Annotated in this window: 30 protein-coding genes and 2 tRNA genes; 18 read left to right on the forward strand and 14 right to left on the reverse strand. The window is 53.7% G+C overall.

The genetic code is table 11. The features are described from left to right. Positions 1–285: 285 nt before the first annotated feature. The gene (locus tag CYQ09_RS07400) at positions 286–765 is read right to left on the reverse strand and encodes a hypothetical protein (RefSeq protein ID WP_106744792.1); all 480 of its coding nucleotides are present in this window, start codon (positions 763–765) and stop codon (positions 286–288) included. A gap of 104 nt (positions 766–869) precedes the next feature. Here CYQ09_RS07400 and CYQ09_RS07405 point away from each other — a divergent pair, with 104 nt between their 5' ends. The 9 genes from CYQ09_RS07405 to CYQ09_RS07445 all read left to right on the forward strand — a co-directional run bounded on the left by CYQ09_RS07405 (position 870) and on the right by CYQ09_RS07445 (position 7,690). Next, positions 870–1,094: a hypothetical protein gene (locus CYQ09_RS07405; RefSeq protein WP_106745445.1), complete on the forward strand. Its 225-nt coding sequence runs from the start codon at positions 870–872 to the stop codon at positions 1,092–1,094. 55 nt (positions 1,095–1,149) lie between these two features. Further along, positions 1,150–2,436 (forward strand): homoserine dehydrogenase, encoded by a 1,287-nt coding sequence (locus CYQ09_RS07410; protein WP_106745446.1) that lies wholly within the window; start codon positions 1,150–1,152, stop codon positions 2,434–2,436. 136 nt (positions 2,437–2,572) lie between these two features. After that, positions 2,573–3,538 (forward strand): class II fructose-bisphosphatase, encoded by a 966-nt coding sequence (gene glpX / locus CYQ09_RS07415; protein ID WP_106745447.1) that lies wholly within the window; start codon positions 2,573–2,575, stop codon positions 3,536–3,538. An 83-nt stretch (positions 3,539–3,621) separates the two neighbouring features. Then, on the forward strand, positions 3,622–5,379 hold the full coding sequence (gene recJ, locus CYQ09_RS07420; protein ID WP_106744793.1) for a single-stranded-DNA-specific exonuclease RecJ: 1,758 nt from the start codon (positions 3,622–3,624) through the stop codon (positions 5,377–5,379). A 90-nt stretch (positions 5,380–5,469) separates the two neighbouring features. Beyond that, positions 5,470–5,544 (forward strand) — tRNA-Glu (locus CYQ09_RS07425). A gap of 142 nt (positions 5,545–5,686) precedes the next feature. Continuing rightward, positions 5,687–5,761 (forward strand) — tRNA-Glu (locus CYQ09_RS07430). A gap of 134 nt (positions 5,762–5,895) precedes the next feature. Further along, positions 5,896–6,324, forward strand: a complete 429-nt coding sequence (locus CYQ09_RS07435) for a VOC family protein (RefSeq protein WP_106355248.1) — start codon at positions 5,896–5,898, stop codon at positions 6,322–6,324. Beyond that, complete coding sequence (locus CYQ09_RS07440) at positions 6,318–7,019, forward strand: DUF1194 domain-containing protein (protein ID WP_106744794.1); 702 nt, start codon at positions 6,318–6,320, stop codon at positions 7,017–7,019. Before CYQ09_RS07435 ends, CYQ09_RS07440 begins: the two co-directional genes overlap by 7 nt. Then, positions 7,016–7,690: a DUF1194 domain-containing protein gene (locus tag CYQ09_RS07445; protein ID WP_106744795.1), complete on the forward strand. Its 675-nt coding sequence runs from the start codon at positions 7,016–7,018 to the stop codon at positions 7,688–7,690. The genes CYQ09_RS07440 and CYQ09_RS07445 overlap by 4 nt, the downstream gene beginning before the upstream one ends. A 75-nt stretch (positions 7,691–7,765) precedes the next feature. On the opposite strand, the gene CYQ09_RS07450 is transcribed toward CYQ09_RS07445, so the two are convergent. The 3 genes from CYQ09_RS07450 to CYQ09_RS07460 form a co-directional block, all read right to left on the reverse strand. Next, entirely contained in the window at positions 7,766–8,287 is a 522-nt protein-coding gene (locus CYQ09_RS07450; protein ID WP_106744796.1) for a MarR family winged helix-turn-helix transcriptional regulator, read from the reverse strand. 90 nt (positions 8,288–8,377) lie between these two features. Beyond that, positions 8,378–8,650 (reverse strand): succinate dehydrogenase assembly factor 2, encoded by a 273-nt coding sequence (locus tag CYQ09_RS07455; RefSeq protein ID WP_106744797.1) that lies wholly within the window; start codon positions 8,648–8,650, stop codon positions 8,378–8,380. Further along, positions 8,647–9,042, reverse strand: a complete 396-nt coding sequence (locus CYQ09_RS07460; protein ID WP_106744798.1) for a helix-turn-helix domain-containing protein — start codon at positions 9,040–9,042, stop codon at positions 8,647–8,649. Before CYQ09_RS07460 ends, CYQ09_RS07455 begins: the two co-directional genes overlap by 4 nt. Positions 9,043–9,124: 82 nt before the next feature. Here CYQ09_RS07460 and CYQ09_RS07465 point away from each other — a divergent pair, with 82 nt between their 5' ends. Beyond that, entirely contained in the window at positions 9,125–10,327 is a 1,203-nt protein-coding gene (locus CYQ09_RS07465) for a pyridoxal phosphate-dependent aminotransferase (RefSeq protein WP_106745448.1), read from the forward strand. Beyond that, positions 10,324–10,734, forward strand: coding sequence for a hypothetical protein (locus CYQ09_RS07470; protein WP_106744799.1), 411 nt, complete (start codon positions 10,324–10,326; stop codon positions 10,732–10,734). The genes CYQ09_RS07465 and CYQ09_RS07470 overlap by 4 nt, the downstream gene beginning before the upstream one ends. Before the next feature lie 4 nt (positions 10,735–10,738). Here the strand turns inward: CYQ09_RS07470 and CYQ09_RS07475 are convergent, their stop codons facing one another. The 4 genes from CYQ09_RS07475 to CYQ09_RS07490 form a co-directional block, all read right to left on the reverse strand. Then, positions 10,739–11,686, reverse strand: coding sequence for a 2-hydroxyacid dehydrogenase (locus tag CYQ09_RS07475; protein WP_106744800.1), 948 nt, complete (start codon positions 11,684–11,686; stop codon positions 10,739–10,741). Continuing rightward, positions 11,683–12,021, reverse strand: a complete 339-nt coding sequence (locus CYQ09_RS07480; protein ID WP_106744801.1) for a tRNA-binding protein — start codon at positions 12,019–12,021, stop codon at positions 11,683–11,685. The genes CYQ09_RS07475 and CYQ09_RS07480 overlap by 4 nt, the downstream gene beginning before the upstream one ends. Further along, a complete protein-coding gene (gene proC / locus CYQ09_RS07485) occupies positions 12,014–12,829 on the reverse strand; it encodes a pyrroline-5-carboxylate reductase (protein WP_106744802.1) in 816 nt (271 codons plus the stop codon). Before proC ends, CYQ09_RS07480 begins: the two co-directional genes overlap by 8 nt. Positions 12,830–12,905: 76 nt before the next feature. Further along, on the reverse strand, positions 12,906–13,409 hold the full coding sequence (locus tag CYQ09_RS07490) for a YbjN domain-containing protein (RefSeq protein ID WP_106745449.1): 504 nt from the start codon (positions 13,407–13,409) through the stop codon (positions 12,906–12,908). 233 nt (positions 13,410–13,642) lie between these two features. On the opposite strand from CYQ09_RS07490, the gene CYQ09_RS07495 reads away from it, so the two are divergent. Together CYQ09_RS07495 and CYQ09_RS07500 are read left to right on the forward strand one after the other, a co-directional pair. Beyond that, a complete protein-coding gene (locus tag CYQ09_RS07495; RefSeq protein WP_106744803.1) occupies positions 13,643–14,674 on the forward strand; it encodes a M42 family metallopeptidase in 1,032 nt (343 codons plus the stop codon). Continuing rightward, entirely contained in the window at positions 14,671–15,546 is an 876-nt protein-coding gene (locus CYQ09_RS07500; protein ID WP_106744804.1) for an aminoglycoside phosphotransferase family protein, read from the forward strand. The genes CYQ09_RS07495 and CYQ09_RS07500 overlap by 4 nt, the downstream gene beginning before the upstream one ends. Here the strand turns inward: CYQ09_RS07500 and CYQ09_RS18280 are convergent. The 3 genes from CYQ09_RS18280 to CYQ09_RS07505 form a co-directional block, all read right to left on the reverse strand. Further along, on the reverse strand, positions 15,541–15,840 hold the full coding sequence (locus CYQ09_RS18280) for a hypothetical protein (RefSeq protein WP_162617595.1): 300 nt from the start codon (positions 15,838–15,840) through the stop codon (positions 15,541–15,543). The two genes, CYQ09_RS07500 and CYQ09_RS18280, sit on opposite strands and share 6 nt — an antisense overlap. 112 nt (positions 15,841–15,952) lie before the next feature. Further along, a complete protein-coding gene (locus CYQ09_RS18285; RefSeq protein ID WP_162617596.1) occupies positions 15,953–16,096 on the reverse strand; it encodes a hypothetical protein in 144 nt (47 codons plus the stop codon). 216 nt (positions 16,097–16,312) lie between these two features. After that, positions 16,313–16,552: an accessory factor UbiK family protein gene (locus CYQ09_RS07505; protein WP_106355225.1), complete on the reverse strand. Its 240-nt coding sequence runs from the start codon at positions 16,550–16,552 to the stop codon at positions 16,313–16,315. Positions 16,553–16,655: 103 nt separating this feature from the next. Between CYQ09_RS07505 and lgt the strand changes: the two genes are divergently transcribed. From lgt to CYQ09_RS07530, 4 genes are all read left to right on the forward strand, one after another. Beyond that, positions 16,656–17,534, forward strand: a complete 879-nt coding sequence (lgt, locus tag CYQ09_RS07510) for a prolipoprotein diacylglyceryl transferase (protein ID WP_106744805.1) — start codon at positions 16,656–16,658, stop codon at positions 17,532–17,534. Beyond that, positions 17,531–18,589 (forward strand): class I SAM-dependent methyltransferase, encoded by a 1,059-nt coding sequence (locus CYQ09_RS07515; RefSeq protein ID WP_106744806.1) that lies wholly within the window; start codon positions 17,531–17,533, stop codon positions 18,587–18,589. Before lgt ends, CYQ09_RS07515 begins: the two co-directional genes overlap by 4 nt. Then, entirely contained in the window at positions 18,586–19,341 is a 756-nt protein-coding gene (pgeF, locus tag CYQ09_RS07520) for a peptidoglycan editing factor PgeF (protein ID WP_106744807.1), read from the forward strand. The genes CYQ09_RS07515 and pgeF overlap by 4 nt, the downstream gene beginning before the upstream one ends. Before the next feature lie 370 nt (positions 19,342–19,711). Further along, the gene (locus CYQ09_RS07530) at positions 19,712–20,485 is read left to right on the forward strand and encodes a Hint domain-containing protein (RefSeq protein ID WP_106744809.1); all 774 of its coding nucleotides are present in this window, start codon (positions 19,712–19,714) and stop codon (positions 20,483–20,485) included. Here CYQ09_RS07530 and CYQ09_RS07535 read toward each other — a convergent pair. Continuing rightward, positions 20,468–21,820, reverse strand: a complete 1,353-nt coding sequence (locus CYQ09_RS07535) for an MATE family efflux transporter (RefSeq protein ID WP_106744810.1) — start codon at positions 21,818–21,820, stop codon at positions 20,468–20,470. The two genes, CYQ09_RS07530 and CYQ09_RS07535, sit on opposite strands and share 18 nt — an antisense overlap. A gap of 75 nt (positions 21,821–21,895) precedes the next feature. Between CYQ09_RS07535 and CYQ09_RS07540 the strand changes: the two genes are divergently transcribed. Next, positions 21,896–22,558, forward strand: a complete 663-nt coding sequence (locus CYQ09_RS07540) for a TIGR02453 family protein (protein ID WP_106744811.1) — start codon at positions 21,896–21,898, stop codon at positions 22,556–22,558. Between the two features lie 22 nt (positions 22,559–22,580). On the opposite strand, the gene CYQ09_RS07545 is transcribed toward CYQ09_RS07540, so the two are convergent. Then, on the reverse strand, positions 22,581–24,194 hold the full coding sequence (locus tag CYQ09_RS07545) for an SDR family oxidoreductase (RefSeq protein ID WP_106744812.1): 1,614 nt from the start codon (positions 24,192–24,194) through the stop codon (positions 22,581–22,583). Beyond that, positions 24,191–24,598 (reverse strand): thiol-disulfide oxidoreductase DCC family protein, encoded by a 408-nt coding sequence (locus CYQ09_RS07550; RefSeq protein ID WP_106744813.1) that lies wholly within the window; start codon positions 24,596–24,598, stop codon positions 24,191–24,193. The genes CYQ09_RS07545 and CYQ09_RS07550 overlap by 4 nt, the downstream gene beginning before the upstream one ends. Between the last annotated feature and the right edge of the window lie 216 nt (positions 24,599–24,814).

Consider the following 24,814-nt stretch of genomic DNA (forward strand, 5'->3'; position numbering starts at 1 on the left):
TGATGAGGTTAGAGTGATTTGGTCCAAAGAAGAGGGTCCTCTCTACGATGAGCACACAGATTCATCTCTAAACGCTGAAATAAGCCGTATTCCAATAATGGATGATCAGCAGCAAGGCCTACTGATAGAAACTGTGACCACCTACTCTGCCCCATTCTCCATTGGCATTGGACCCTTTGTTGAAACCAATTTGGACGACATCGATTTCAAAACATTCACAGTAATACGCCCGCGTTTCACTTCAAAAGTATGCTTCGCAAATTCCAGTGGAAACAGTATCTGCGACTAGTCGTCAGCAATCCGCAGCGCTATTTGCTCTGCCATGAATTTGGCCTGACCTGCTGAGGTCACGCCGCCGACACCAACCCGGCGCCCAAAGCGCCACCAAAGCCCCGGTGCCCAAGCCCGGGGCTTTTTGGTTTTTAGCTTCAGCGTGAAGCCATTCGATGGTTTGAACGCAAATGCACCGCGATCCACCGCGATAATTTCGTCCATACGTGCCAACACAAGGCCATTTGAATCGCGAATTTCTGTTTCTGTAAGCTCAATCACGCTTAGCGTCGCCCGCCGCATTTTCTCGGCAAGCCACAACGCGCCGGCTCCGAACCCAAGCATAAAGACCAACAAAATTGCGGCAGGTGGCTGCATCAACGCAGTATAAATCACCATCGTACCCAGCGCGAAAAGCACCCCGAAAGCAAAGGTGCGGCGCAGCGCTGACGCTTGAACTATGGCGTAAACACCGTTTTCGTCGGATTGGAACATGTCGCACCTCATTTTGGTTTTCACCGACCTACCTCACGTTTGCACGAATGCCTAGACATACGCTGGCTTGCGCTTTTTATCGGGTGCTGCGTAAAGTGCCCGCAATGCGACTGACCCTATTCTTCATATTTGCCCTCGCGGCCTGCACCGAGTTTCCAGCGGTCGACGTTAGCGACACGGCGCGTGATACCCCCTACCCCACGCTTTCATCGCTTCCATATATTATGCCTCACATGGCCCAAACTGACATGCAGATGGCCGAGCGCGTGGCCGCATTGCAATCCCGTGCCAAACGTCTGCGCCAGATCAATATCGCTGCGTTGCAGTAGCGCGCCCTATTCGCTAGTAGGGCGTTGATAAAACGAACCACGAATGGACCCAGACATGATGACACCACTACGCCTTGGAATCGCGGGTCTTGGCACCGTTGGGGTTGGCATCGTAAAAATTGTCCAGCAGCATGCCGATTTGCTGGAAAAGCGCGCCGGGCGTCCAATCGTCATTCGCGCTGTATCCGCACGATCAAAGCTCAAAAACCGCAACGTCGACCTATCTGCTTACGCTTGGGAAGATGATCCGATCAATCTAGCGAAGCGCGACGATATCGACGTTTTTGTAGAAGTCATGGGCGGCCATGAAGGCCCAGCCAAAGACGCAACTGCAGCTGCAATTATCGCCGGCAAAGATGTTGTCACAGCAAACAAAGCGCTGCTCGCAATTCATGGCCAAGCTTTGGCTGAATCCGCTGAAGCGGCTGATCGCGTGATCCGTTTTGAAGCAGCTGTTGCAGGCGGTATTCCCGTGGTGAAATCGCTGACCGAAGGCTTGGCTGGCAACGAAATTACCCGCGTGATGGGCGTGATGAACGGTAGCTGCAACTACATCCTCACGCGGATGGAAAACGCTGGCCTAAGCTATGAAGACGTATTCGAAGAAGCCAACAGCCTTGGTTACTTAGAAGCAGATCCTGAGTTGGATGTTGGCGGTATCGATGCAGGTCATAAGCTGGCGTTGCTCGCTTCCATCGCATTTGGAACACAAGTCGACTTCGATGCTGTGGAGCTTGAAGGTATCGGTGCGATCACCATCGACGACATCCATCAAGCCGCAGACATGGGATACAAAATCAAACTGCTCGGCGTCGCACAGATGACAGGTCGTGGGCTTGAACAGCGCATGTCGCCTTGCCTTGTTCCTGATACTTCGCCGCTTGGACAACTTGAAGGCGGCACCAACATGGTCGTTCTCGAAGGCGACGCTGTAGGACAGATTGTTCTGCGTGGCGCTGGCGCTGGCGAAGGACCAACCGCAAGCGCCGTGATGGGCGATGTCATGGATATCGCCCGCGGATTGCGGATTTCAACATTTGGCCAGCCCGCAAACACCTTACGCCAAGCACGCGCAGCACGCGCCGCGGTGCCTGCACCGTATTACCTACGTCTTCAGTTGCTTGATAAGCCGGGCGCCTTAGCAAAGGTCGCGCATGCATTGGGTGAAGCAGGCATTTCGATTGATCGTATGCGCCAGTATGGCCACCATGACACAGCCGCGCCGGTGTTGATCGTCACGCATAAAACGACGCGAACCGCGCTCGAAGAAGCCTTGGCTGATTTTAAAGACACCGGAGTTGTGTCTGGCGCGCCCGTTGCAATTCGCATCGAAGAAGTCTGATAATACGCGACATTATGCCTAAATTTCAGCATCAGGATTGTTAGGCAATTCTGATGCTGATCGGTTAGCGCAAACAGTATTGCAGCATGTGAACGGACACGCTTTAGGGGAACTAAACATAAAAGGACCTCCCACCGTGACCAAAGCTGCCGACTTTAACGACCGCTCACTTTCACTTGGACTTGCCCGTGTTTCCGAGGCTGCAGCAATTGCCTGTACCCCACTGATCGGGCGTGGCGACGAAAAAGCTGCCGACCAAGCCGCTGTTGACGCGATGCGCACCCAGTTAAACAAACTAGATATTGCGGGCGTCGTCGTGATCGGCGAAGGCGAACGCGATGAGGCGCCGATGCTTTTCATCGGTGAAGAGGTTGGTTCTGGCAATGGCCCCGGTGTCGACATTGCGCTTGATCCACTTGAAGGTACGACATTAACAGCCAAAGACATGCCAAACGCGCTGGCTGTCATCGCGATGGGACCGCGCGGATCAATGTTGCATGCACCCGACGTTTATATGGATAAACTTGCGATTGGACCGGGATACGCCGAAGGCGTTGTCACGCTCGAGATGTCCCCCACAGATCGTGTCGCAGCATTGGCCGCTGCTAAAGGCTGTACAGCGCGCGACATCACAGTTTGCGTGCTTGAACGTCCCCGCCACGAAGACATGATAGCAGAGTTGCGCAAAACAGGTGCGGCTATCCGGCTGATCACAGATGGTGACGTCGCTGGCGTGATGCATTGCGCAGAGCCCGCAGTTACCGGGATTGATATGTATATGGGATCAGGTGGCGCACCCGAAGGCGTGCTGGCAGCGGCCGCTCTCAAATGCATGGGGGGCCAAATTTTGGGTCGCCTGCTGTTCCGCAACGACGATGAACGTGGCCGCGCGTCCAAAGCGGGCATCACCGATTTCGACCGGGTATATACCCGCGATGATCTGGTTACTGGCGATGTTATTTTTGCGGCAACCGGGGTCACAGACGGATCGCTTGTGAGCGGAATCAAACGCGAAGTTGGCTATGTGACGGCCGAAACAATTTTGATGCGCTCTAAAACTGGGTCAGTGCGTCGCATGATTTACCGCAACCCGGTTTCATAACCGCGCCTTCGGCGAGAGTATTTCATACAAAGCGAGGAATAGGGCGTGGCACCAGCTGCGCCCTTTCTCTATTGTGCTGAACTATGACACAGACACAGCATAAAGCCTTCCTTGATGTAACCGAATCTGCAACCGGCCGGCGCTGGGTTGGCCCAAGCATCGAAGAGGACCGCCTGTCCGAGGCGATGGCGCAAACAACCGGTTTGCCCGCACCGATATGCCGCACGCTTGTCCGGCGTGGCGTGGCCGAGGATGGCACCGAAGCATTCCTTTCACCAACATTGCGCGACCTTCTGCCCGATCCGCACGATATGCGCGACATGCAAAAGGCAGCGGCACGTTTTCTAAAAGCCGTAAGTGACCGTGAACGTATCGCCATTTTCGCTGATTACGATGTCGACGGCGGCACATCAGCCGCGCTTTTAATCAATTGGCTGCGCGATATGGGGTTAGAGACCACGCTATATATCCCAGACCGTATTGATGAGGGTTACGGCCCAAATGACGAAGCGATGGCGATGCTTGCCGCCAACCACAGCCTGATCGTTTGTGTGGATTGTGGAACGCTTTCGCATGGGCCGATCGCTGCGGCGAAGGGCGCTGACGTGATTGTGTTGGATCACCACCTTGGCGGGGAAACATTGCCGGATGCCGTCGCTATCGTGAACCCAAACCGCCAAGACGAAAGCGGTGACTTGGGGCACCTTTGCGCGGCGGCGGTCGTTTTTTTGATGCTGGTCGAAGCAAACCGGCAGCTACGCGAGGCAGGGACAAAAGGCCCCGACCTTATGTCAATGTTAGATCTGGTTGCATTGGCAACTGTCGCAGACGTTGCGCCCCTGATTGGGGTAAACCGCGCATTTGTTCGGCAGGGCCTAACCGTGATGGGACGCCGGCAACGTATTGGGCTTACCGCACTTGCCGATGTAGCTGGGCTAGACCAAGCACCGACGAGCTACCACCTTGGTTTTTTGTTGGGGCCGCGCGTGAATGCTGGCGGTCGTATCGGGCAGGCCGATCTTGGCGCACGCCTACTGGCCTGTGACAACCGCCACGAAGCCGAAGCCATGGCCGCGAAGCTTGATCAACTGAACACAGAACGCCGGGAAGTCGAAGCGCAAGTGCGTGATCTTGCGATTGAACAAGCCACCCAACGCGGCCTTGACGGTCCGTTAGTTTGGGCCGCGGGCGAAGGCTGGCATCCGGGTGTGGTTGGGATTGTCGCATCGCGCCTGAAAGAAGCAACCAATCGCCCCGCGATCGTGATCGGGTTGGACGGTGATGAGGGAAAAGGATCTGGTCGCTCTGTATCGGGAATCGATTTAGGCGCAGCGATTCAACGCGCCGCATCTGAGGGACTGCTTATAAAAGGCGGCGGGCATAAAATGGCCGCAGGCCTAACCGTTGCACGCGATCAGCTTGAACCTGCAATGGAACGATTAGGCGAACTATTAGCCAAACAAGGCGCAGCCGACATCGGTCCTGCTGATCTACGATTGGATGGTATCCTGATGCCGGGAGCTGCGACCGTGGAATTGGTCGAACACATTGAAAAAGCAGGGCCATTCGGCGCGGGTGCCCCGGCCCCACGCTTTGCTTTTCCCGATGTTCAGATTTTTTTTGCGAAGCAAGTTGGTGCTAACCACCTTAAGGTCACGTTTGGTGATGGTTTAGGTGCGCGGATCGATTCTATTTGCTTTGGTGGCATGGATGGGCCGCTTGGCCCTATGCTGATGGGGCACAATGGTGCCCGCTTCCACTTAGCGGGCCGTTTGGAAGTAAACACATGGCGTGGGCGCCAATCCGTTCAGCTGCGCCTTGAAGACGCAGCACCTTCCTAATGAGAAAATTCTGCGTAAAATCCTAAAATAATTGAAAATAGGACTTGCGCCCTTCGGTGGGTTTTTCTAAAAGCGCCACACACTAAGTGCGGTCCCTTCGTCTATCGGTTAGGACGCCAGGTTTTCAACCTGGAAAGAGGGGTTCAATTCCCCTAGGGACTGCCATGGTGTTTTCCAATGAACGCAGAATACACGCCGCTTGTGCGAAATCTCATTGATTTGAATTTTTATGAATTCCTACGACATTTCCTTCACTATAGGTCTTGCGCCCTTCGTTAGGTTTTTCTAAAAGCCCCACACCAAGTGCGGTCCCTTCGTCTATCGGTTAGGACGCCAGGTTTTCAACCTGGAAAGAGGGGTTCAATTCCCCTAGGGACTGCCATGGTATTTCAATGCAATGCGATATCTATTTACGACTGCCTTGGCAGATAATCCATGTGATTTGAAATTCAGTATTTTCCCACCGCGATCCACGCACTAGGTTCTGATGTGAAGCCATCACAAAGGAACCGAACCATGGCCCCAAGATATCTACATACAATGGTGCGCGTGAAAGATCTGGATAAGACGATCGCGTTTTTCGAACTGCTCGGACTAAAAGAAACACGCCGCCACGACAGTGAGGCTGGCCGCTTTTCACTCATCTTCATGGCCGCCGAAGGACAAGAGGAATGCCCCGTAGAATTAACCTACAACTGGGATGGTGACGATGGCCTACCATCTGATGGTCGTCACTTTGGCCACCTCGCCTATGCTGTCGATAATATCTACGAAACCTGTCAGGTGCTTATGGACAACGGCGTGACGATCAACCGCCCGCCGCGTGATGGGCATATGGCGTTTGTGCGGTCGCCTGATAATATCTCGATCGAACTGCTACAGGCGGGTGACAGCCTGCCCGCAGCCGAACCATGGGCCAGCATGGAAAACATAGGCCATTGGTAAAATCCGCCCTCATCGCCGGGCTTTGCGCCTTTGCAAACCCGGCTGAGGCATGCCGCCTCGCGCTTGTGCTTGCGATTGATGTGTCGTCGTCCGTCGACGCAGCCGAAGATCAACGACAACGTGCGGGGCTAGCCGCGGCGTTAATTGCGCCGGATGTGCAAACCGCGTTTCTAAGCAACCCCGACCCGGTCGCATTGTTCGTGTTCGAATGGAGCGGTCGCTACAACCAAGACGACATTGTCCCATGGACCCTCATTCGGTCCCCAAACGACCTGTTGAACGCCGCAGAGATCATATTAGCGAGCGAGCGCAGCCACGATGATTTCCCGACCGCGATGGGCTACGCATTGGGGCACGCGGCCATACAGCTGCAGCACATGCCTCAATGCCTATTTCGCACAATTGATGTCGCTGGCGACGGGGTCAATAACGAAGGCTTCGGTCCCGCAGCGGCTTATCGCGCGTTCCCCTTTGGCGACGTGACAGTTAATGGGCTTTTGATTGCGTCAACGGACGATACAACACCAGACCCGCTGTTCTTCTATCAAACTCAGGTCATTCGCGGCCCCGGCGCTTTCGTTGAAGTAGCCCAAGGGTTTGATGATTACGAAGACGCGATGCGTCGCAAGCTTATCCGCGAAGTCACTCCGCAGGTGATTGGAAGCTATTTTTTATCCACTGGCCAATTCGAATGAAATTCGTCGCGCTCATCGCGCTATGCCTACCCAGCATGGCAGATGCGGCCTGCCGCCAAGCACTCGCGCTAGGCCTAGATGTTTCAGGCTCTGTTGATGCTGCAGAGTACAGACTTCAGCTTGATGGTCTTGCAACCGCCCTACACAGTCACGCTGTGCAAGAGCTACTTTTTCTTCAACCTGCTGCACCGATTAGCGTCGCCGTCTACGAATGGAGCGGCCCAGAAGATCAAAAGCTGATTTTACCGTGGACCGCCCTGTTAGGACCACAAGATTTAGACAGAATAGTAACCACGTTGATAACCCATCAGCGCAGTGAAGCTGCGCCAACGACTGCGATTGGCTCCGCGCTTCTCACTGGATTTTCGCTTCTTCGCCAACAATCGCATTGCTGGAAACGCACGTTGGATGTGTCGGGGGATGGGCCCGCAAACACTGGACCACGCCCCCAAGATATCGCCAACGCAGCAATGCCTGACGGGGTGATCGTTAATGGATTGGTGATTGATGCGTCCAACGACGCGGAACTCGCCACATATTACCGATCGTATGTCATTCGCGGCCCGGGCTCTTTTGTCGAAGTTGCACGTAGTTTTGACGATTATGCCGCAGCAATGGAACGAAAACTGCTCCGCGAATTACAAAGTATCGCTACCGGTGCGTTAGAGTAAGATGAGGGACGACGGACCGGCGCCGCCCCTCAAAAAAAACCAATCGTTACAGTACAAAACCGTCAGTCAGGCGCGTTAGTAGATGTATCGAATCTGCTCTGTCCAATACCGCTCGACCCGGCGCAGGGATGCGGTGATATCCTCAAGCCCCTCATGATCCAAAACATCGCGATCAACCAAACCATCCGCATGTGTCGTAAATAGCTTGGACACGATTGCGCGCACGTTGCGCCCCTTTTCAGACAAACGGACACGCACAGACCGCCGATCAATCTCGCTACGCTGGTGGTGCATGTACCCCAGTTCGACCAATTTCTTTAGGTTATAGGAAACGTTCGAGCCTTGATAATAACCGCGCGTCTTTAGTTCCCCTGCAGTGACCTCATTGTCGCCCACATTAAACAGCAGTAGCGCCTGCACTGCGTTGATCTCTAGAATTGCGACACGCTCGAACTCATCTTTGATAACATCCAGCAATAATCGATGCAGCCGTTCCACCAAGGTCAGCGCATCAAGGTAACTTGCCATGAAACTGGCACTGCGCGCCGCCGATAATCCCGACGGATTCGGCCCATCAATATCCGTATGAATACTCATCTTTTTACTCCGTCTTTGACTTAAAGACAGAGCTAACGTGAAATTCGAAACATTCAGTTAAATGATAAAATTGAACATAAAATACGCATTTTATGCTGGTCGTGTGACCCCATGCGCGCCTTGTTTCATTTGCGCGATCAATGCCGTGTATTCGTCAGGTGCTGCAAACTGCCCACCGACCCAGCCATAGATGTCGTGATCATTTTCAGCCAGCAATGCGTCATACAGGGCCAACTCCTGATCTGACATATCGCCAAGATGCGCATCAGCATAGGCAGATAGAATAAGATCCATTTCCTTAATTCCGCGCCGCATTGACCGCATCCGCATCCGTTTAATCATGGCTTCGCGTGTTTCGGTCATTGTTGTTCCTTAATTGCTGTGCGCAGACGCTTTTCCAACTGCCCCAGCTTTTTACCTGACTGGGCGATCTGTGACCGCAAAAGCCGCATTTCAGCCAGAAGATCAAGCAAATCCGACGATATTTCTGCGCCTTCTTCGGGGGCATCAGGGCCTTCGCCTTCCCCAGTCAAAAGCCAGCTTAGCGAAACCCCCAACATACCGGACAGCATTTGTAACCGATTGGCGCGGGGTTCTTTCAGGTCGTTTTCCCAACCCTCAATAACAGAGGCCTTAACTCCAAGTCGGCTCGCCAACGTTTTCTGCGTCAAACCAGAAGCTTCGCGTGCTCCTGCAAGCCGGTCACCAAATGTTGCGGCGTCTTCGCCAAACCAATCGCCTTCAGTCTCAGTCATCTTTGATATCCTTGTTGCTTGCGTTCGCGGATTACCCCATCCTATGACAGGCATAGCAATAATTTACCACCGGATGACAAAAATGACCTTTCTATCTGCGACTCTCGACCGCGTTAAGCCGTCACCGACAATTGCAGTGACGACAAAAGCCGCCGAGCTAAAAGCTGCAGGTCGCGATGTTATTGGGTTGGGCGCGGGCGAACCAGATTTTGACACCCCGCAAAACATCAAAGACGCTGGAATCGCGGCAATTAATTCCGGCAAGACGAAATACACTGCCGTCGATGGCATCCCCGAACTGAAACAGGCGATCTGCGCCAAGTTTAAGCGCGACAATGATCTGACCTACACACCAGCCCAAGTGACTGTCGGCACAGGTGGCAAGCAGGTCTTGTATAATGCATTCATGGCGACCCTGAACCAAGGCGACGAAGTCATCATCCCCGCCCCCTATTGGGTCAGCTACCCGGATATGGTGCTACTTGCTGGTGGTGAGCCAGTTGCGGTTGCTGCATCCTTAGAAACAAACTTCAAAATCACAGCCGCACAGCTAGAGGCCGCGATTACCCCCAAGACAAAGTGGTTCTTGTTTAACTCTCCCTCCAACCCCACTGGCGCGGGATATTCATGGGAAGAGCTAAAGGCGCTCACCGACGTATTGATGCGCCACCCACACGTCTGGGTCATGACCGACGATATGTATGAACACCTTGCCTATGACGACTTTAAGTTTTGTACCCCTGCCCAAGTTGAACCGGGTCTTTACGACCGGACGCTTACAGTGAACGGTGTGTCAAAGGCCTATGCCATGACCGGCTGGCGCATCGGCTACGCAGCAGGCCCAGAAGCACTCATCAAGGCAATGCGCAAGGTGCAGTCACAGTCCACGTCAAACCCGTGTTCAGTCAGCCAGTACGCTGCGGTTGAGGCCCTGAATGGCACGCAAGATTTTCTTGCGCCCAACAACGAAATGTTCGTGCGCCGTCGGGATTTGGTTGTCGACATGCTGAATGCCGCCGAAGGCATCGTTTGCCCAAAGCCAGAAGGCGCGTTTTATGTGTACCCGTCCATCGCGGGCTGCATCGGCAAAACATCGTCGGCTGGCACGTTGATCGATAATGATGAAACCTTTGCGACCGCTTTGCTTGAAGAAACAGGCGTTGCGGTGGTCTTTGGTGCCGCCTTTGGTTTGTCACCAAATTTCCGGGTTAGCTATGCAACGTCGGACGACGCACTCAAAGAAGCCTGCACCCGCATCCAAAACTTCTGCAAAGGACTATCATGAACGATCTGCCCGCCTACTATTTTCGCGTGCGTGAAAACGGGGCTGCGGTATTTCGGCTTGATACCGAAAACCGCCAGCGTCGGATCGAAATGGAGCAGATCGCAGTCATCAACACCAATCGGGGCGACTATAAGCCACAAAGCGGGTACACGCTAACGTCTGATGACACTGTTGCTATTGAAGACTGGCTTGCCGCGCGTCGTAAACTGATCGCGCAACGCGACATCGATGACATCCACCGTGCGATTGATCAAATGAATATTACCACGCAATGGGTGCAATCCAAAGCCACCGACGCGCAGCTCGAAGACATCACCGACCGCTTCTTGTTAGCGATGCACGACCTACGCAGCGTTCTTGTCCGCAAAAAGGCCGACCGCTTGGCAAAACCAAGCGGTGGCGACTAACCAACTAAACGCCTTGCGGCAGTGGTCGCCCTTCGTCCCAAGCGATAATGTTATCTAGCGCCATCTGGCCCATCGCCTCGCGAACCTCAAGCGCCGCAGTCCCAAGATGCGGCAACAGGACAACGTTTTCCATCGCGCGGAATGCGTCTGGGACAATGGGTTCTTTCACAAACACATCCAGACCAGCGCCAGCAATCTGGCCAGACTGAAGCGCCGCGATCAGCGCGTCTTCGTCAACGACATCACCACGTGCAATATTCACGAAAATACCGCGTGGCTTCATCGCAGCAAGCGCTGCGGCGTCAATCAAGTTGGTATTGCTACCACCACCGGGCACCGTGACCACAACGATATCGGCCTGCCCCATCAAGTCTGCCAGCGTGTCCACCTGCGTTGCTTGGAAATCCACGTCTTTGTGTGACCGGTTAAAATAGATCACCGGCATCTCAAACCCATAATGACAGCGACGCGCAACAGCCTGACCGATACGGCCCATGCCAACAATGCCAACTGTCTTGCCAGTCACATGGGTTCCCAACATTTCAGTCGGGCCCCAACCCGTCCATTTGTCGGCGCGCACAAGGCGCTCACCCTCACCTGCGCGACGGCATGTGGACAGGATCAAGGACATACCAATATCGGCAGTCGCATCGGTCACGACATTTGGCGTGTTCGACACGGCAACACCAGCGGCCTTGGCGGCGTCGGCATCAATATGATTATAGCCGACCCCAAAATTCGCAAGCACACCACAACGCAAGTCACCCTCAAATGCCTCTGCGCTAAACTGATCACCAAGCGTCGTCAGGATCGCGTCATATTCCTTCAATGCGGCGTTGGCTTCGGCAACCGTCAGCCCGACTGACGTGTCACGTACCGTCACGTCATATTTAGCACGCGCTGCGGCAATATTTGCGTCGGGAAATGCCCGGGTCAGCAGTAGTTTTTTCAATGCAGTCTCCCTCCCACAGGTACATTTTGATCAGGACCGACCAAAACAACCTCTCCTTTTTCGTCCGGCATGCCCAGAACAAGCACCTCAGACATGAATTTCCCAATCTGGCGTGGCGGAAAATTAACCACAGCCATAACTTGCTTTCCGATCAGTCTTTCAGGATCGTAATGCACTGTAATCTGGGCAGATGTTTTCTTTTCGCCGATCTCATCGCCGAAATCGATCCATAGCTTGATCGCTGGCTTGCGTGCTTCTGGATATGGCTCTGCACGTATCACCGTACCGACGCGCACATCGACCTTTAAAAAGTCGTCGAAACTGATCTCACTCATTGGCAAGCTCTCGCGAACGATTTGCCGCAGCGGCGACCGCACGGCTCATCAGCATGCCCAGCCCTGTGTCTTCATCCATCAGGACTTCAAGCGCGGCTTGGGTGGTGCCATTCGGCGACGTCACATTAACGCGCAACTGGGCCGGGTCTTCTTCGGCATTCTCGGCCAATTCACCAGCACCACCGACAGTCGCCTTGGCAAGCTCCATCGCCAGCTCGGGTGGTAAACCTTCGGCAATGCCAGCAGCGGCCAGCGTTTCAATCAAATGGAAAACATAAGCGGGGCCAGAACCGGACACGGCGGTAACCGCATCCATCTGATCTTCGCTATCAAGGCGGACAGTTTGACCAATGGACCACAACAAGGCCTCTGCCAAATCCATATCGTCAGGTTGCGTCTTTTCGTTTCCGATAAGCGCAGTAATTCCACGGCCAATCGCCGCAGGTGTATTTGGCATTGCACGGATAATTGGTGTTTTGTCACCCAACATTTCTGCAAACACCCGGATCGGCGTACCTGCAGCAACCGAGATAACCAGCGTTGTACCGTTTCCCAGTAGTTTTACATCGGGCAAAGCTTCGGCCATCATCTGTGGCTTCACCGCAACCAAAGCAATCGCAGGATCACTTGGTAGATCGCCACCCATATTGACGCCCTGCGCCTTCAACCAATCCGATGGATTTGGATCAATGACCCAAACTGATTTCGGCGGTAAACCGTTGCGTAACCAACCGGCAAGCATGGCTGAACCCATCTTGCCACACCCCAAAAGAACAAGACCGCGCGTCGCGACGTCATTCATGTCCATGATATGCACCTTCTTGATTTATTGGTGCAAGATTACGCAAAGTCAGGCGGGCTTTAAACCCACCTAACGCTTTATTTTATGCTCGCCCGTAGGCACCACCGATGGCGATTTGCACGGCTTCCGCGGGTGTCCGCTCAGCCCAAGTCACCAGTTGAATCGCTGGGTAATATTGCTCGCATGCGCTTACAGCCGCTTTGATCATAGTATCAATCTGATCCGGGCCCGCCATTTGATCCCCCGCAAGCATCAATCCATAGCGGTAGACCATCAGTTTTTGTTCGTCCCACCATGTGAACGACCCAGCCCAGCACCGGTCATTGATCGTATTAAGCGCTTCATAAAGCTCTGGCATACGGCCCGCTGGTGGTTCCATTTCATAGGTACAAATCAAACGCAGCGTTTCATCATATGCGGACCATGCCAGTGTCACGGAATATGTGCGCCACTGACCTTCGACAACCATTGCGATTTGATCATCGTGAATGCGATCAAATTCCCATTCATGATGCTCTGCAATGTGCTCCACCAGATCAATCGGGTGAAGGTCCTCTGCCTCGAGATATTGTTCGGACAATGCCATATGCTCGGCCTCGCTTACTTGGCGCATGGGTCATGGCAGTGCCCAAGCGCTAGGTGCCTGCTCTAGGGGCAGTGTTGTTCACGTTTACCCCCTACTACATATCGTGCGGGCATTCAGGGGATTCTGTAAAGCAGTTTCTTGGGGATAAGTCAGAGACGCGAAAAGTTTTCTGGGGATAATTGCGTTTTCCATCGGCAGAACACAAAGTGCATTGCAAATATAGGAGCCTCCCAATGAATATTGATCTACTTAAACGCCTTTGCGAAATGCCGGGTGTTCCGGGAAACGAAGACCGCGTACGTGATCTTATCTCGACCGAAATCGAAGGGCTGTTTGACGAAGTCACCGTCGACCCAATGGGGTCACTGCTGTGCAAGCGAAATGGCACCGGAACCGACCCACTAAAAATCATGCTACTTTGCCACATGGATGAAATTGGCTTTCTGGTCAGCCACATCAGCGACAAAGGCTATCTTTATCTGCAACCTGTTGGTGGCTTTGACCCGCGTAACCTTTTCTCGCGCCGTGTATTGGTCTGCACCGACGATGGCGACTACAAGGGGGTGATGAACCCCGGCGGCAAACCCGTCCACATCGCATCCCCCGAAGATCGCAAAAAGGTGCCCGAACTGGGCGAATTCTTTGTTGACCTTGGTATGGGCGAAAAGGCCCGTGATGTCGTTAAGGTCGGTGATTTCGTTGTCATGGACGAGCCGTTCTTAGAAATGGGCGACAAATTTGTCTCCAAAGCATTGGACAACCGTATCGCTTGCTGGCTCGGCATCGAAGCGATACGGCAACTTGGCGACAAGGGCCGTGACGCAGAAATCCACGTGGCATTTACCTGCCAAGAAGAAGTCGGCCTGCGTGGCGCGCGCACTGCATCCTATGCCATCAAACCAGATATCGGCATCGGCATCGACACAACGCTTGCCTGTGACACCCCCGGCATTCCAGAAAAAGACGCAACGACTCAGCAAGGCAAAGGCTTCGGGCTTCACGTTCGCGACAGCTCATTCATTGCAGACAAGGCCTTAGTACAAGAAATTGAGGCATTAGCGATCAAGAATGACATCCCTTATCAGCGCACCATGCTAGCGGCTGGCGGCCAAGACGGTGCCGCTGCCCAGCAAGCAGCGGCAGGTGCACGTGCCGTCGGTATCGTCGTAGGAACACGCTACATCCACACCGTGACAGAAATGGTCGAAAAGGGCGACTTGCAAGCCGCGCTGGATATCATTGTTGCCTACCTCAGCGAGTTTTGAGCCGCCTTACAATCACAACCGAAGTGGTCCGCGTATTAATCGCGGACCAATTTCCACAATGGGCTTCTCTGCCCATACGCCCTGTCGCAAATTCTGGCTGGGACAATTTCACATTTCACCTTGGCGACGAAATGTCGATCCGACTGCCAAGCGCCGCCTGCTACGAACCGCAGGTCGCCAAAGAGCAAAAGTGGCTTCCCCGCCTCGCCCCGCATCTTCCCGTGCCAATACCAACGCCGATCGCGATGGGCACCCCATCCGCTACATACCCCTATTATTGGAGTGTCATGCGCTGGTTACCCGGCGCATCCGCCAATCAAGCACCCCCTGAAAATCAGTCAAACATTGCACGCGATTTGGCCCGTTTTCTAACAGCGTTGCAATCCATTCCAGACCAAGGCGGCCCGCAACCAGGACCACAGAACTTTCATCGTGGCGGCCTCCTCAGGACTTATGATGACGATGTGCGACGTTGCGTAAACATGCTCAAAGGACGTTTCGACACCGCACATATCACAGACATATGGGACACCGCCTGCGCAAGCCACTGGGAAGCCCCACCCGTTTGGGTCCACGGAGACGTAGCCCCAAGCAACTTTTTGATCGCAAAAGATCGACTCGCTGCGGTCATCGATTTTGGCGGATGTGCGGTCGGTGACCCGGCCTGTGATCTGACCATCGCATGGACATATTTCACAGGCAACGCCCAACGGATATTCCGAGAAACGGTTAATATGGACACAGATACATGGGCGCGCGCAAAGGGGTGGGCGATTTGGAAAGCGCTGCTCAGGACCTGCGATCAGGGCGGCGACACCGAACACCTTGATCGCCTTTTGACTGAAATGAGTTCTACCAACAGAAAGTTATAAACTCATAACGCCCAGCAATGGCAGCCAGCCCTTCAAAACCAATGATTTCCCCAAAACCATGGCAAGTGCGGTCAGCGCAGCGGGTCGAACGAAAACATAAAGAACAAGCCAGAACCCCAGAAACACGATTCCCCAATAATAAAGGCTATCGATATGATTGCCATAACCCATTGGGCTTAATAATACAGTTATTGAAGGGGACGGGTTCACAGTTACGCCACTCAGACCGATAGCACCTATACAAAAAAGTATAAGACCAGCGATGGATGAAACGAGACTGGAAAGATAACTCATCACAAACCGCCAAGTGGGAGAATAGTTGGTTAATTGCTATTTCTCACCCAATATAAACGTAATTTTAGCGTCCGGTCAAATTTAAAAATTGAAAATAAACAACCCAAAGATGTTAAGCACTTACCCCGTTAACGGTAAGACTAGCAACTTTTGCACGGCATTTTTTCACCAATGCAACAAATGGATGCGTTCCACCCTGTGATGACCCGCACAAAATTGCCGTAAACAATGAAGCAATAAGGATAATATCAATCATAGCATCTCTCCACAATTCCATCACGAGTTGTGCAACTTAAGTACATCTCGCAGTTAATCGGAATAAGGGGAAAAATGCTCGCAAAATGGCAGACTTGGGTTATTCCAGCAAAAATCCGCCAATGAGGCTGGAACGCAAACTGGGCGCCGGCAGGTCACAAATACGAAAAATCTAGGAAAGCCAGCGCACGCCCGCTTTCCGTTTTTGGTTCCGAAATTACTTCGCCTCAAGTGCTGCGATACGCGCGGCAAGCGCTTCGTTTTCTTCGCGGGCCTTTTGGGCCATCGCACGCACCGCGTCGAATTCTTCGCGCGTTACGAAATCGCGGTCAGCCAACCAGCGATCCATCATCGAAGACATCGCTGTCGACGCTTCGTCCTTGGCACCTTGCGCAACACCCATGGCATTGGTCATCAGCTGGCTCAGGTCATCAAAAATCTTGTTCTTGCTTTGCATAGCACTCTCCGTTCGCGGTTACGTTCTATATGGGGCTTGGGACCGCTGCGCACAAGCGTTGTAGCTGGTTGACTTCGCCGCAGCACCAAGAGAGGAATAGCGCATGTTTGCAGCGATCCCCTTCCCCGATATTTCGCCCGAGATCATCTCGATTAACCTATTTGGCATGGAACTGGCGCTGCGCTGGTACGCAATGGGCTATATCGTTGGAATCGCGATTGGCTGGCAGCTGATCAAACTGGCGCTACGCCGTCCGCAGCTGTGGCGTAACGGTCCGCCAATGCAGGAAAACCAGCTTGAGGATCTTCTAACGTATATCGTCATTGGCGTGATCGGTGGAGGGCGGCTGGGTTACGTTCTGATCTACAAGCCGGCCGAATTCTTCGCCAATCCGGTAGACATCATTAGAATTTGGGACGGTGGCCTATCGTTTCATGGTGGATTTCTTGGTGTTGTTCTGGCTGTTTTCTTGTTTAGCCGCCGTAAAAACCTACCGCTACCAGACTTAGCCGACATCATTGCAGTTGCCGCAACGCCCGCGATCCTGCTGGTGCGTTGCGCGAACTTTATCAACGCAGAACTCTGGGGACGGCCTACAGATTTACCTTGGGGCGTGATTTTCCCGGGCCAAGCCGCGCAATCATGTGCAACGCTCCTGGCGGACTGCGCACGCCACCCGTCACAGCTGTATGAGGCCGGATTAGAAGGCCTTCTTCTCGGCACGCTTCTGATCCTGCTCGCCTTCCGCTTTAACGGGCTGAAGAAACCCTGGCTGCTGACCGGGACATTCTTTGCCGGTTATGGCTTTTCCCGCTTCCTTGTTGAATTCGTGCGCCAGCCAGACGCGCAATTCCAAAGTGTCGGAAATGAGCTTGGGCTTGCGCTCCACTATAACGGCTATGGGCTGACCATGGGACAGACACTGACCTTTCCGATGATCATCATTGGCCTGACTGTCGTGGCAATCGCGTGGCGCCGATGACACCGCTTGCGCAGCAGCTTATTGCACGGATCGGACGCACAGGGCCGATCACGCTTGGCGACTATATGGCCGAATGCCTGCTGCACCCCGACTACGGCTACTACGCCACCCGCGACCCATTGGGTGCAAAAGGCGATTTCATCACCGCGCCGGAAATCAGCCAAATGTTCGGCGAACTCATTGGGCTTTCACTCGCCCAAAGCTGGCTCGACCAAGGCGCGCCTACCAAGATTGCACTTGCTGAGCTTGGCCCCGGACGCGGCACGCTGATGGCCGACATCTTGCGCGCGACAAAATCCGTTCCCGGCTTTCATGCGGCTTTGACCGTGCATTTTGTCGAAGCCTCCCCGGTCTTGCGCAAAGCCCAAGCCAGCGCCGTTCCCAACGCTGTCTGGCATGATGATGTCACGACCTTGCCTGATCTGCCTTTGTGGCTAGTAGCGAATGAATTCTTCGACGCGCTCCCCATCCGGCAGTTTGTCCGTGAAGGCACGGGATGGCGTGAACGGATGGTTGGCGTCAGTGATGGCGCCCTCACCTTTGGCCTATCAGCGGCGGCACCTCTGGCCATGCTGGAACACCGGATCGCCGACACCAAAGATGGCGACCTGATAGAGCATTGCGCCGCCCTGCCCGGCGTCATGCAGCATATCAGCCATAAGATCGCGGATCACGGCGGCACAGCATTGATTATAGATTACGGCGATTGGCAGTCTTTGGGCGACACGTTGCAAGCACTGTCTTCCCACAAAAAAGCCGATCCACTAGCCGAACCCGGCACTGCTGATCTGACAGCGCATGTGGATTTTGCAGAAATCGCGCGCAATGCAGCCCCTGCGAAATTCAGCCGCCTAACACCCCAAGGTGTCTTCCTCGAACGACTGGGGATCACGCAGCGTGCACAAAAGCTGGCGACCCGATTACATGGTACGGCACTTGAAACGCACGTCAAAGCACATCGGCGCTTGACCCACCCTGCCGAAATGGGCGACCTTTTCAAAGTGATCAGTATCTATCCTGTTTCGGCAACCCCGCCCCCCGGATTGGAACCATGACTCTCGACATTATCACCAGCCCCGACCTAGACGGCACGACGCACGGGTTCTTTACGCGCCGAGGCGGCGCATCATCGGGTGTGTTCGCAGGATTGAACTGCGGTTACGGCAGCTCTGACCAGCATGATATCGTCAGCATCAACCGGGCACGCGTTGCCGAGGCAATGCACGTCGCACCCGATCACTTAGTCGGCGTACACCAGATACACTCCGCCGATGCGGTCATCGCCAATGGTCCGCAAGATCAGCACCCAAAAGCAGACGCGATTGTCACCGCCACCAAAGGTGTAGCACTATCGGTTTTAACAGCAGATTGCCAACCAGTCCTTTTCGCCGATCCCCAAGCAGGCGTCATCGGTGCTGCCCACGCGGGATGGAAGGGCGCGCTAAACGGTGTGCTCGCAGACACGGTCAGCAAAATGGAATCCCTTGGCGCATCAGCGCCCAATATCACGGCAGTCATCGGCCCATGCATTAGCCAACGCGCCTATGAAGTCGGACCGGACTTTATGGATCAGTTCACCGCGATAGACCCAAAACTTGATCGATTTTTTGTCGCCGGAAGTGGTGACCGATTTCATTTTGATCTACCGGGATTTGGTTTGATGAAGCTGCGCGAATGCGGCATTACACGGGCAAGCTGGACACACAATTGCACCTATAGCGATCCTGATCGGTTTTATAGCTACCGACGCACAGTCCACCAAAAAGAAGCCGACTATGGACGTTTGATCGCCGCGATCACGCTTTAATCACAAGCTAAAACATCATCAATACGCCCAATAAATGCCTGAATTACAGCTAATGCTTGGGAAATAGGGTCGCATCCGTGGGACTCGCCGATCAGGAGGGACGATGATGACGCGACGTTGGCAAGCCGCTGTAAGAACCGCAATACTCAATTATAATAGCGCACTTCCTTGGCAGCGCGGAAAACCAAGGCAACTTATGATTGCACGCAGAACTTAGCCTATGTTCGCGTTGGACGCGGCAAAATTCTGCCCAGTAAAATCAATTTTTTTGACATTTCGTCTTCATTCGACTTTGATCAAATAATCAAAATTTCCAATCAAATTGGCAGCTTAAGTGCAAAAATTTGATCGAACCCCGATAGGCATCCACATGAACCCATCCCTTAACAACGGGGCCGACCCCACAATTGGCACGTCTAACACCGAAGCGTTGCGGCGCGGCAGATATGCGACAAGCAATATTCCGACACGTAAATACGAAATCAGCTATCTTCTCCCAAACGGGGACATTGCCGAAATGTCGCGTGTTGCACCAGCTTTGCCTGCTTTTGAAAATGCATTCGGGGCGTTAGGCCGGGGTGCAATGGTCGTCACCAGCAATGGCCCCATGACGATCGAGGATCTGCTGCCGGGTGATCGCGTGCGTCTTGCCAATGGTAACTTCGAAACATTGTTATGGCGCGGTGCTATGCTGATTCAGCCCGATGACCTGAACACCAACAGCGAAAACAACTGCCTCACACGTATAACCGCAGAGTCATTAGGCCCATCACGCCCATCACCAGATTTGATTCTTGGCCCGACCGCACATATCCTTCACCGCGCAACGGGTGTCCGTACCTTGACCGGAAAACGGGCCGCTTTTATTCCCGTCCGCGATTTCATCGACGGCAGCCAGTTCATTGAACTCCGCCCAGCGCAGCCAGTGAATGTCTTCCAACTTGGATTTTCACGTCAGGAAAGCATTTTGGTCAATGGCATCGAAATAGAAAGCATGCACCCCGGTACATTCTTCGCGCTTGGCCTGCGCGGTGAAATGCTTGTGCAATATTTGTCTTTGTTTCCGCACAAAATTGATCTGGATGATTTCGGCGAAATGCGAAATCCGCGCCTTCGCCTACGTGATCTAGAATTGCTTGAATAGTTGCTTCCAAAAACGCCACATCAGCAGCACTGAAGCGACCGCTAATCCAACGACAAGCCCCAGCCAAAGCCCAGCGGCGCCATAGCCGAACCAAAATGCCAGCACATAGCTTGCTGGTAGGCCAATCACCCAATAGCTGATCGTAGCCATGACCATCGGGACAGCAGTGTCCTGAAGGCCACGCAATAGGCCAAGCGCAAGCACCTGTGCGGCATCGACGATTTGAAACAAGGCAGCAATCACAACCAGCTGCGCTCCGACAGACACCAGCGTCAACCGTGCTGGTTCATCAGGATCAACAAACAGCGACACCAAAAATTCTGGGAACAGCATAAACAATGCTGAAGTGACCAACGCGAACAATCCGGACATGCAAATCGCGGTGACGCCACCGCGGCGTAGCGATACTGGGTCTTTACGACCCAGAGCACGCCCTGCCCGCACAGTCGCGGCTTGGCTAAATCCGATGTGTACCATGAAGGTCAGGCTTGCCAACTGAATGGCGATACCATGCGCCGCCAGTTCAATCGCACCGATCCAGCCCATCATGACCGCGCTTGCACTGAACAATCCGCCCTCCGCCAGTGACGTTAAGCCAATCGGCCAACCAAGCCGAAACACGCGGTTCAAAATCTCGCGGTCACTACGCAGGAAATTCTTGAACAGTTGATATTGTGGCAAGACGCGAAACGTGTAACCCACCAGAATAGCGACCGAAACAATCGTCACCGTAACGGACGCAATCGCAGCGCCACGAATACCCAATTCGGGCGCGCCCCAATTGCCGAATATCAGCGCATAATTAACGAACGCGTTCATCACGGCAGTTCCTACCGTCGCCCACAGCAATACCGAGATGTGTTCAAGTGCTGACAAAAATGACTTTAGCGTCATCACGATCAGAGCCGGGATCATCTGCCAAATCGTGATCTGTAGATAATAATGGGCCAACTGCGCCACATCTGCATCTTGACCAATCGCAATCAGAATATCTTTTGCCCAGAAAAACGGGACCGTCACCGCAAGCCCGTAAAATATCGACAGCCATAGCCCCATGCGGGTCACCCGGCGAACTTGGGTCTCATCCCCTTCTTCTGCTGCGGATGCAACCAAGGGGGTAACCGCCTGCGCAAATCCAGCACCGACAATAAACACAACAAAAAGCATCGTACCCGCGATGGTCGATGCAGCAAGCGCGGTCACATTATACCAACCAAGCATAATCGTATCGGTCATGTGGATCGCAAACTGCGCCACATTGCTTAGGATCAATGGCAAACCAAGCTTGGCCACCGCCCGGATATGTTCAGGGTATGATTGTGCGATACGTTCCATATGCGAAGGCTTAGGGGGGATTCTGCTGCCCGTCCATAGACATCAATGGGCGTCGCATGACATGTTGACTGAAAATTGGGGACAACGATCGCAAGCGACTATGAACGACTATTTTCCGACGCGCAGCCATTCTATAAACAGCTTGCAGTCAACAACACCAAGGATTGGTGGACGCAAAATAGGGCGTCTTACGACGACCGACTCAAACCAGCCGCGCTTGCGTTACTTGATGATGTGGCCCGCCCACTGTCCAAACTGACGGATGCACCGATAAAGACAAAACTGTTTCGTCCGCATCGCGATATCCGGTTTTCAAAAGACAAGACACCATACAAGCCGCACCTGCACATGATGTGGCAAATCGAATCCGGCGTGCCGCAAAACCCCGTCTATTTCTTTGGTGTTGGCCCCGACTATGTGACCGCAGGCGCAGGCATGATGAGCTTTGAAAAGACCACGATCACCAATTGGCGTACGATGCTTGATCTTGATACTGACCGTATGCTTGGCATTCTTACGGGGCTTAAAACCGCCGGTTTTGCATTTCGGGAACCGGCGTTGAAACGCGTTCCGCCCCCTTATGACAAAGATCATGCAGCAGCATCGTTTTTACGCATGAAAGCTGTCGTTGCCAGCCGGCCAGTTACGCCGGACACACCGTTAAATCAAATCCTGACCGATACGTTCACAAATTTGTGGCCGCTCAACAATCTTTTGATTTCAATTGCCGAAGCTTGATCTGGGTGGATTAAAATCCACCCTACGATGCACTGCGCTCTAACCATCCTTGGTAATGCACAACGGGCGCCCCCGTGAACGGGGCCATAAGCGACACATCAAAATGAAAGCGTCCATCTTTTTCATACTCACGCGATACGCTTTTGGGCAGCGCAAACGGTGGCAATGGGATCGGCCCAACACGTCCAGCTATCACTGGGAAATGCAGTTGATCCTCGTCAACGTACAACCCAAGCGTAAATGTGAATGGTCCGAACCTCTCGGTCATCTTGCCCTTATGTCGGCGTAGATAAGATCTGAATTTTTGCCCATCAAAATTTCGCTCCCAACGTTCACCACCGTTATAAGGCGTCATCATCACGCTCACCGGGATATCTGCGGTCTCTGCAGGAAAGCGAAATAGCGCCCCCAAAAGACGCGCCCATGTAGATTTCCCGCGTGTGACCGACCCACGGCCAACCCAGCGCCGCGGCCCGTATATTGCGTGAAGCTCTTGAACCGCAGCTGGTAGATCGTCGTTTGCAGCCTCAAGATGGCGGGCAAACAAAGGCTGCACTTGTTCCGTTAACGTTTCAGTTGATACCGCTAAATCTGCCATGCCATCGCATACCGCATCCAATGACACGACCGCGACGGCTGGCCTTGCCCCTTTGGGTATCATGTCTGTCGCACGCAGCACCACACGAGTAGCGACAGCGGGAATGTAAGGCCCCTCGCACCGCGTGGCGACCATACGCCAGATGTGCCGCTGCCACCCCGCAGTTGATCGCACGGTGACAGCAACCGACATGCCGCCAACGTCGGTCCCAAACGGATAAAGCCGCTTTGCGATCCACAAAAGGAAACTGATCAACCAATCCGGAATTGGAAAGCGCCACATCCCGCGCAGCCACGACAGAACCGCCAGTGACCAGTTCATCACCCCAAGTTCTAAACCAGCACGAAACAGTACCGATTGCGCGTCAAAGGCCTGTGCAAATAGCCTGTGGTCGGGAACCTCGATCATCCAACCAGACCGCACAATCCCCTGACCGATGTCAAAGCGCGCAGGACGCGACCAACTGCGCATTGGGACATTACTGCCATCTATCATAACATCAAAATCGGTACCGCATTGATGCAAAATACTGGCCACCACCGACCGCCCACGCGGCGCGCGGTTCCCCGGTAGGATTGCGGTGCTGATCGTATCAACTTCCTCCGCACCTTTGATAAGTTCAGCCGCGGCTGACGAAGAAATCGCGGGCACACTGGACACGCCCGACAACGCGAAAACGCCCGCTGCCTTTGCCAATTCATCCAACGTGGAAATTCCGGCACAAAAGGCGGGATCATCCGCCAGATCAAGATAGTTCACGCCCTGCGCGATGCATGCCTTAGCAAACCCATACGGATCATCACCATAGGCGTGAAACGGACCCGCCGCATCGACAACGGCATCGGGCTTTAGTGCCCATAGCGGCGTCAGATCACCGGAACGATCAACCACCAAATGCCCAGCGCCGAACTGAGCGGCCAACGCCTCTGCTTTTACCGCAGAACGCCCTGCCACGATGACCTCGTGAGCGTCACGGGTCAGCAGATCAACCAGCTTTGCCCCGAACACCCCATAACCACCAAGGACGACAATTTTCACGACAACACCCTCGCACGAAATTCTGGATTAGGGATCGCACATATATCGCCGCGCCCAAACATGGCATAGCGGTTGCGGGCGACACGGGCGTATAGCCAATTGCGGATCGGGCGCGGGATCACCCGCAAAGCCACGAACATTCTGCCCCACCCTCCAGAGCGCTGCCCAACCCGGATCAACGCATCAAAATCGCGCCAGACCGTCCCATTTTCAATAAACAACCAAGTATCCGGATCCAACGGATCAAGCCCATTGTCACGCATCAACGCCGCCCCAGTTTCAGATTGGATCGGCGCAATCTTAATCTCGCCCGATTTATCGAGCCTATGGATCATACGTGCGCCCCAACTGCAAAGCGCACAAGTGGCGTCCATGACGGCTGTGGGCTGGTCTGCTGGTGTCATTCGGCATCCTTTCCACTCACCTTATCGAGCGAGGTGACACCGATAGCAATGGGACTATGATAATCTGAAACGGGTAGCTACGCCTTGATTGGCCATGCCAGCCGTGCTGGCAAGTTGAAGCTTTACTGCAAGTAAACCAATGTTCGGTTTGCCGTCTCATTCAGCAAACAGTCATTTCAAGTTGTCGCTATTAAGTGCGTACACCAAAACTCCGAT

It is taken from the genome of Yoonia maritima (genome assembly GCF_002933395.1).
Classification (GTDB): Bacteria; Pseudomonadota; Alphaproteobacteria; order Rhodobacterales; family Rhodobacteraceae; genus Yoonia; species Yoonia maritima_A.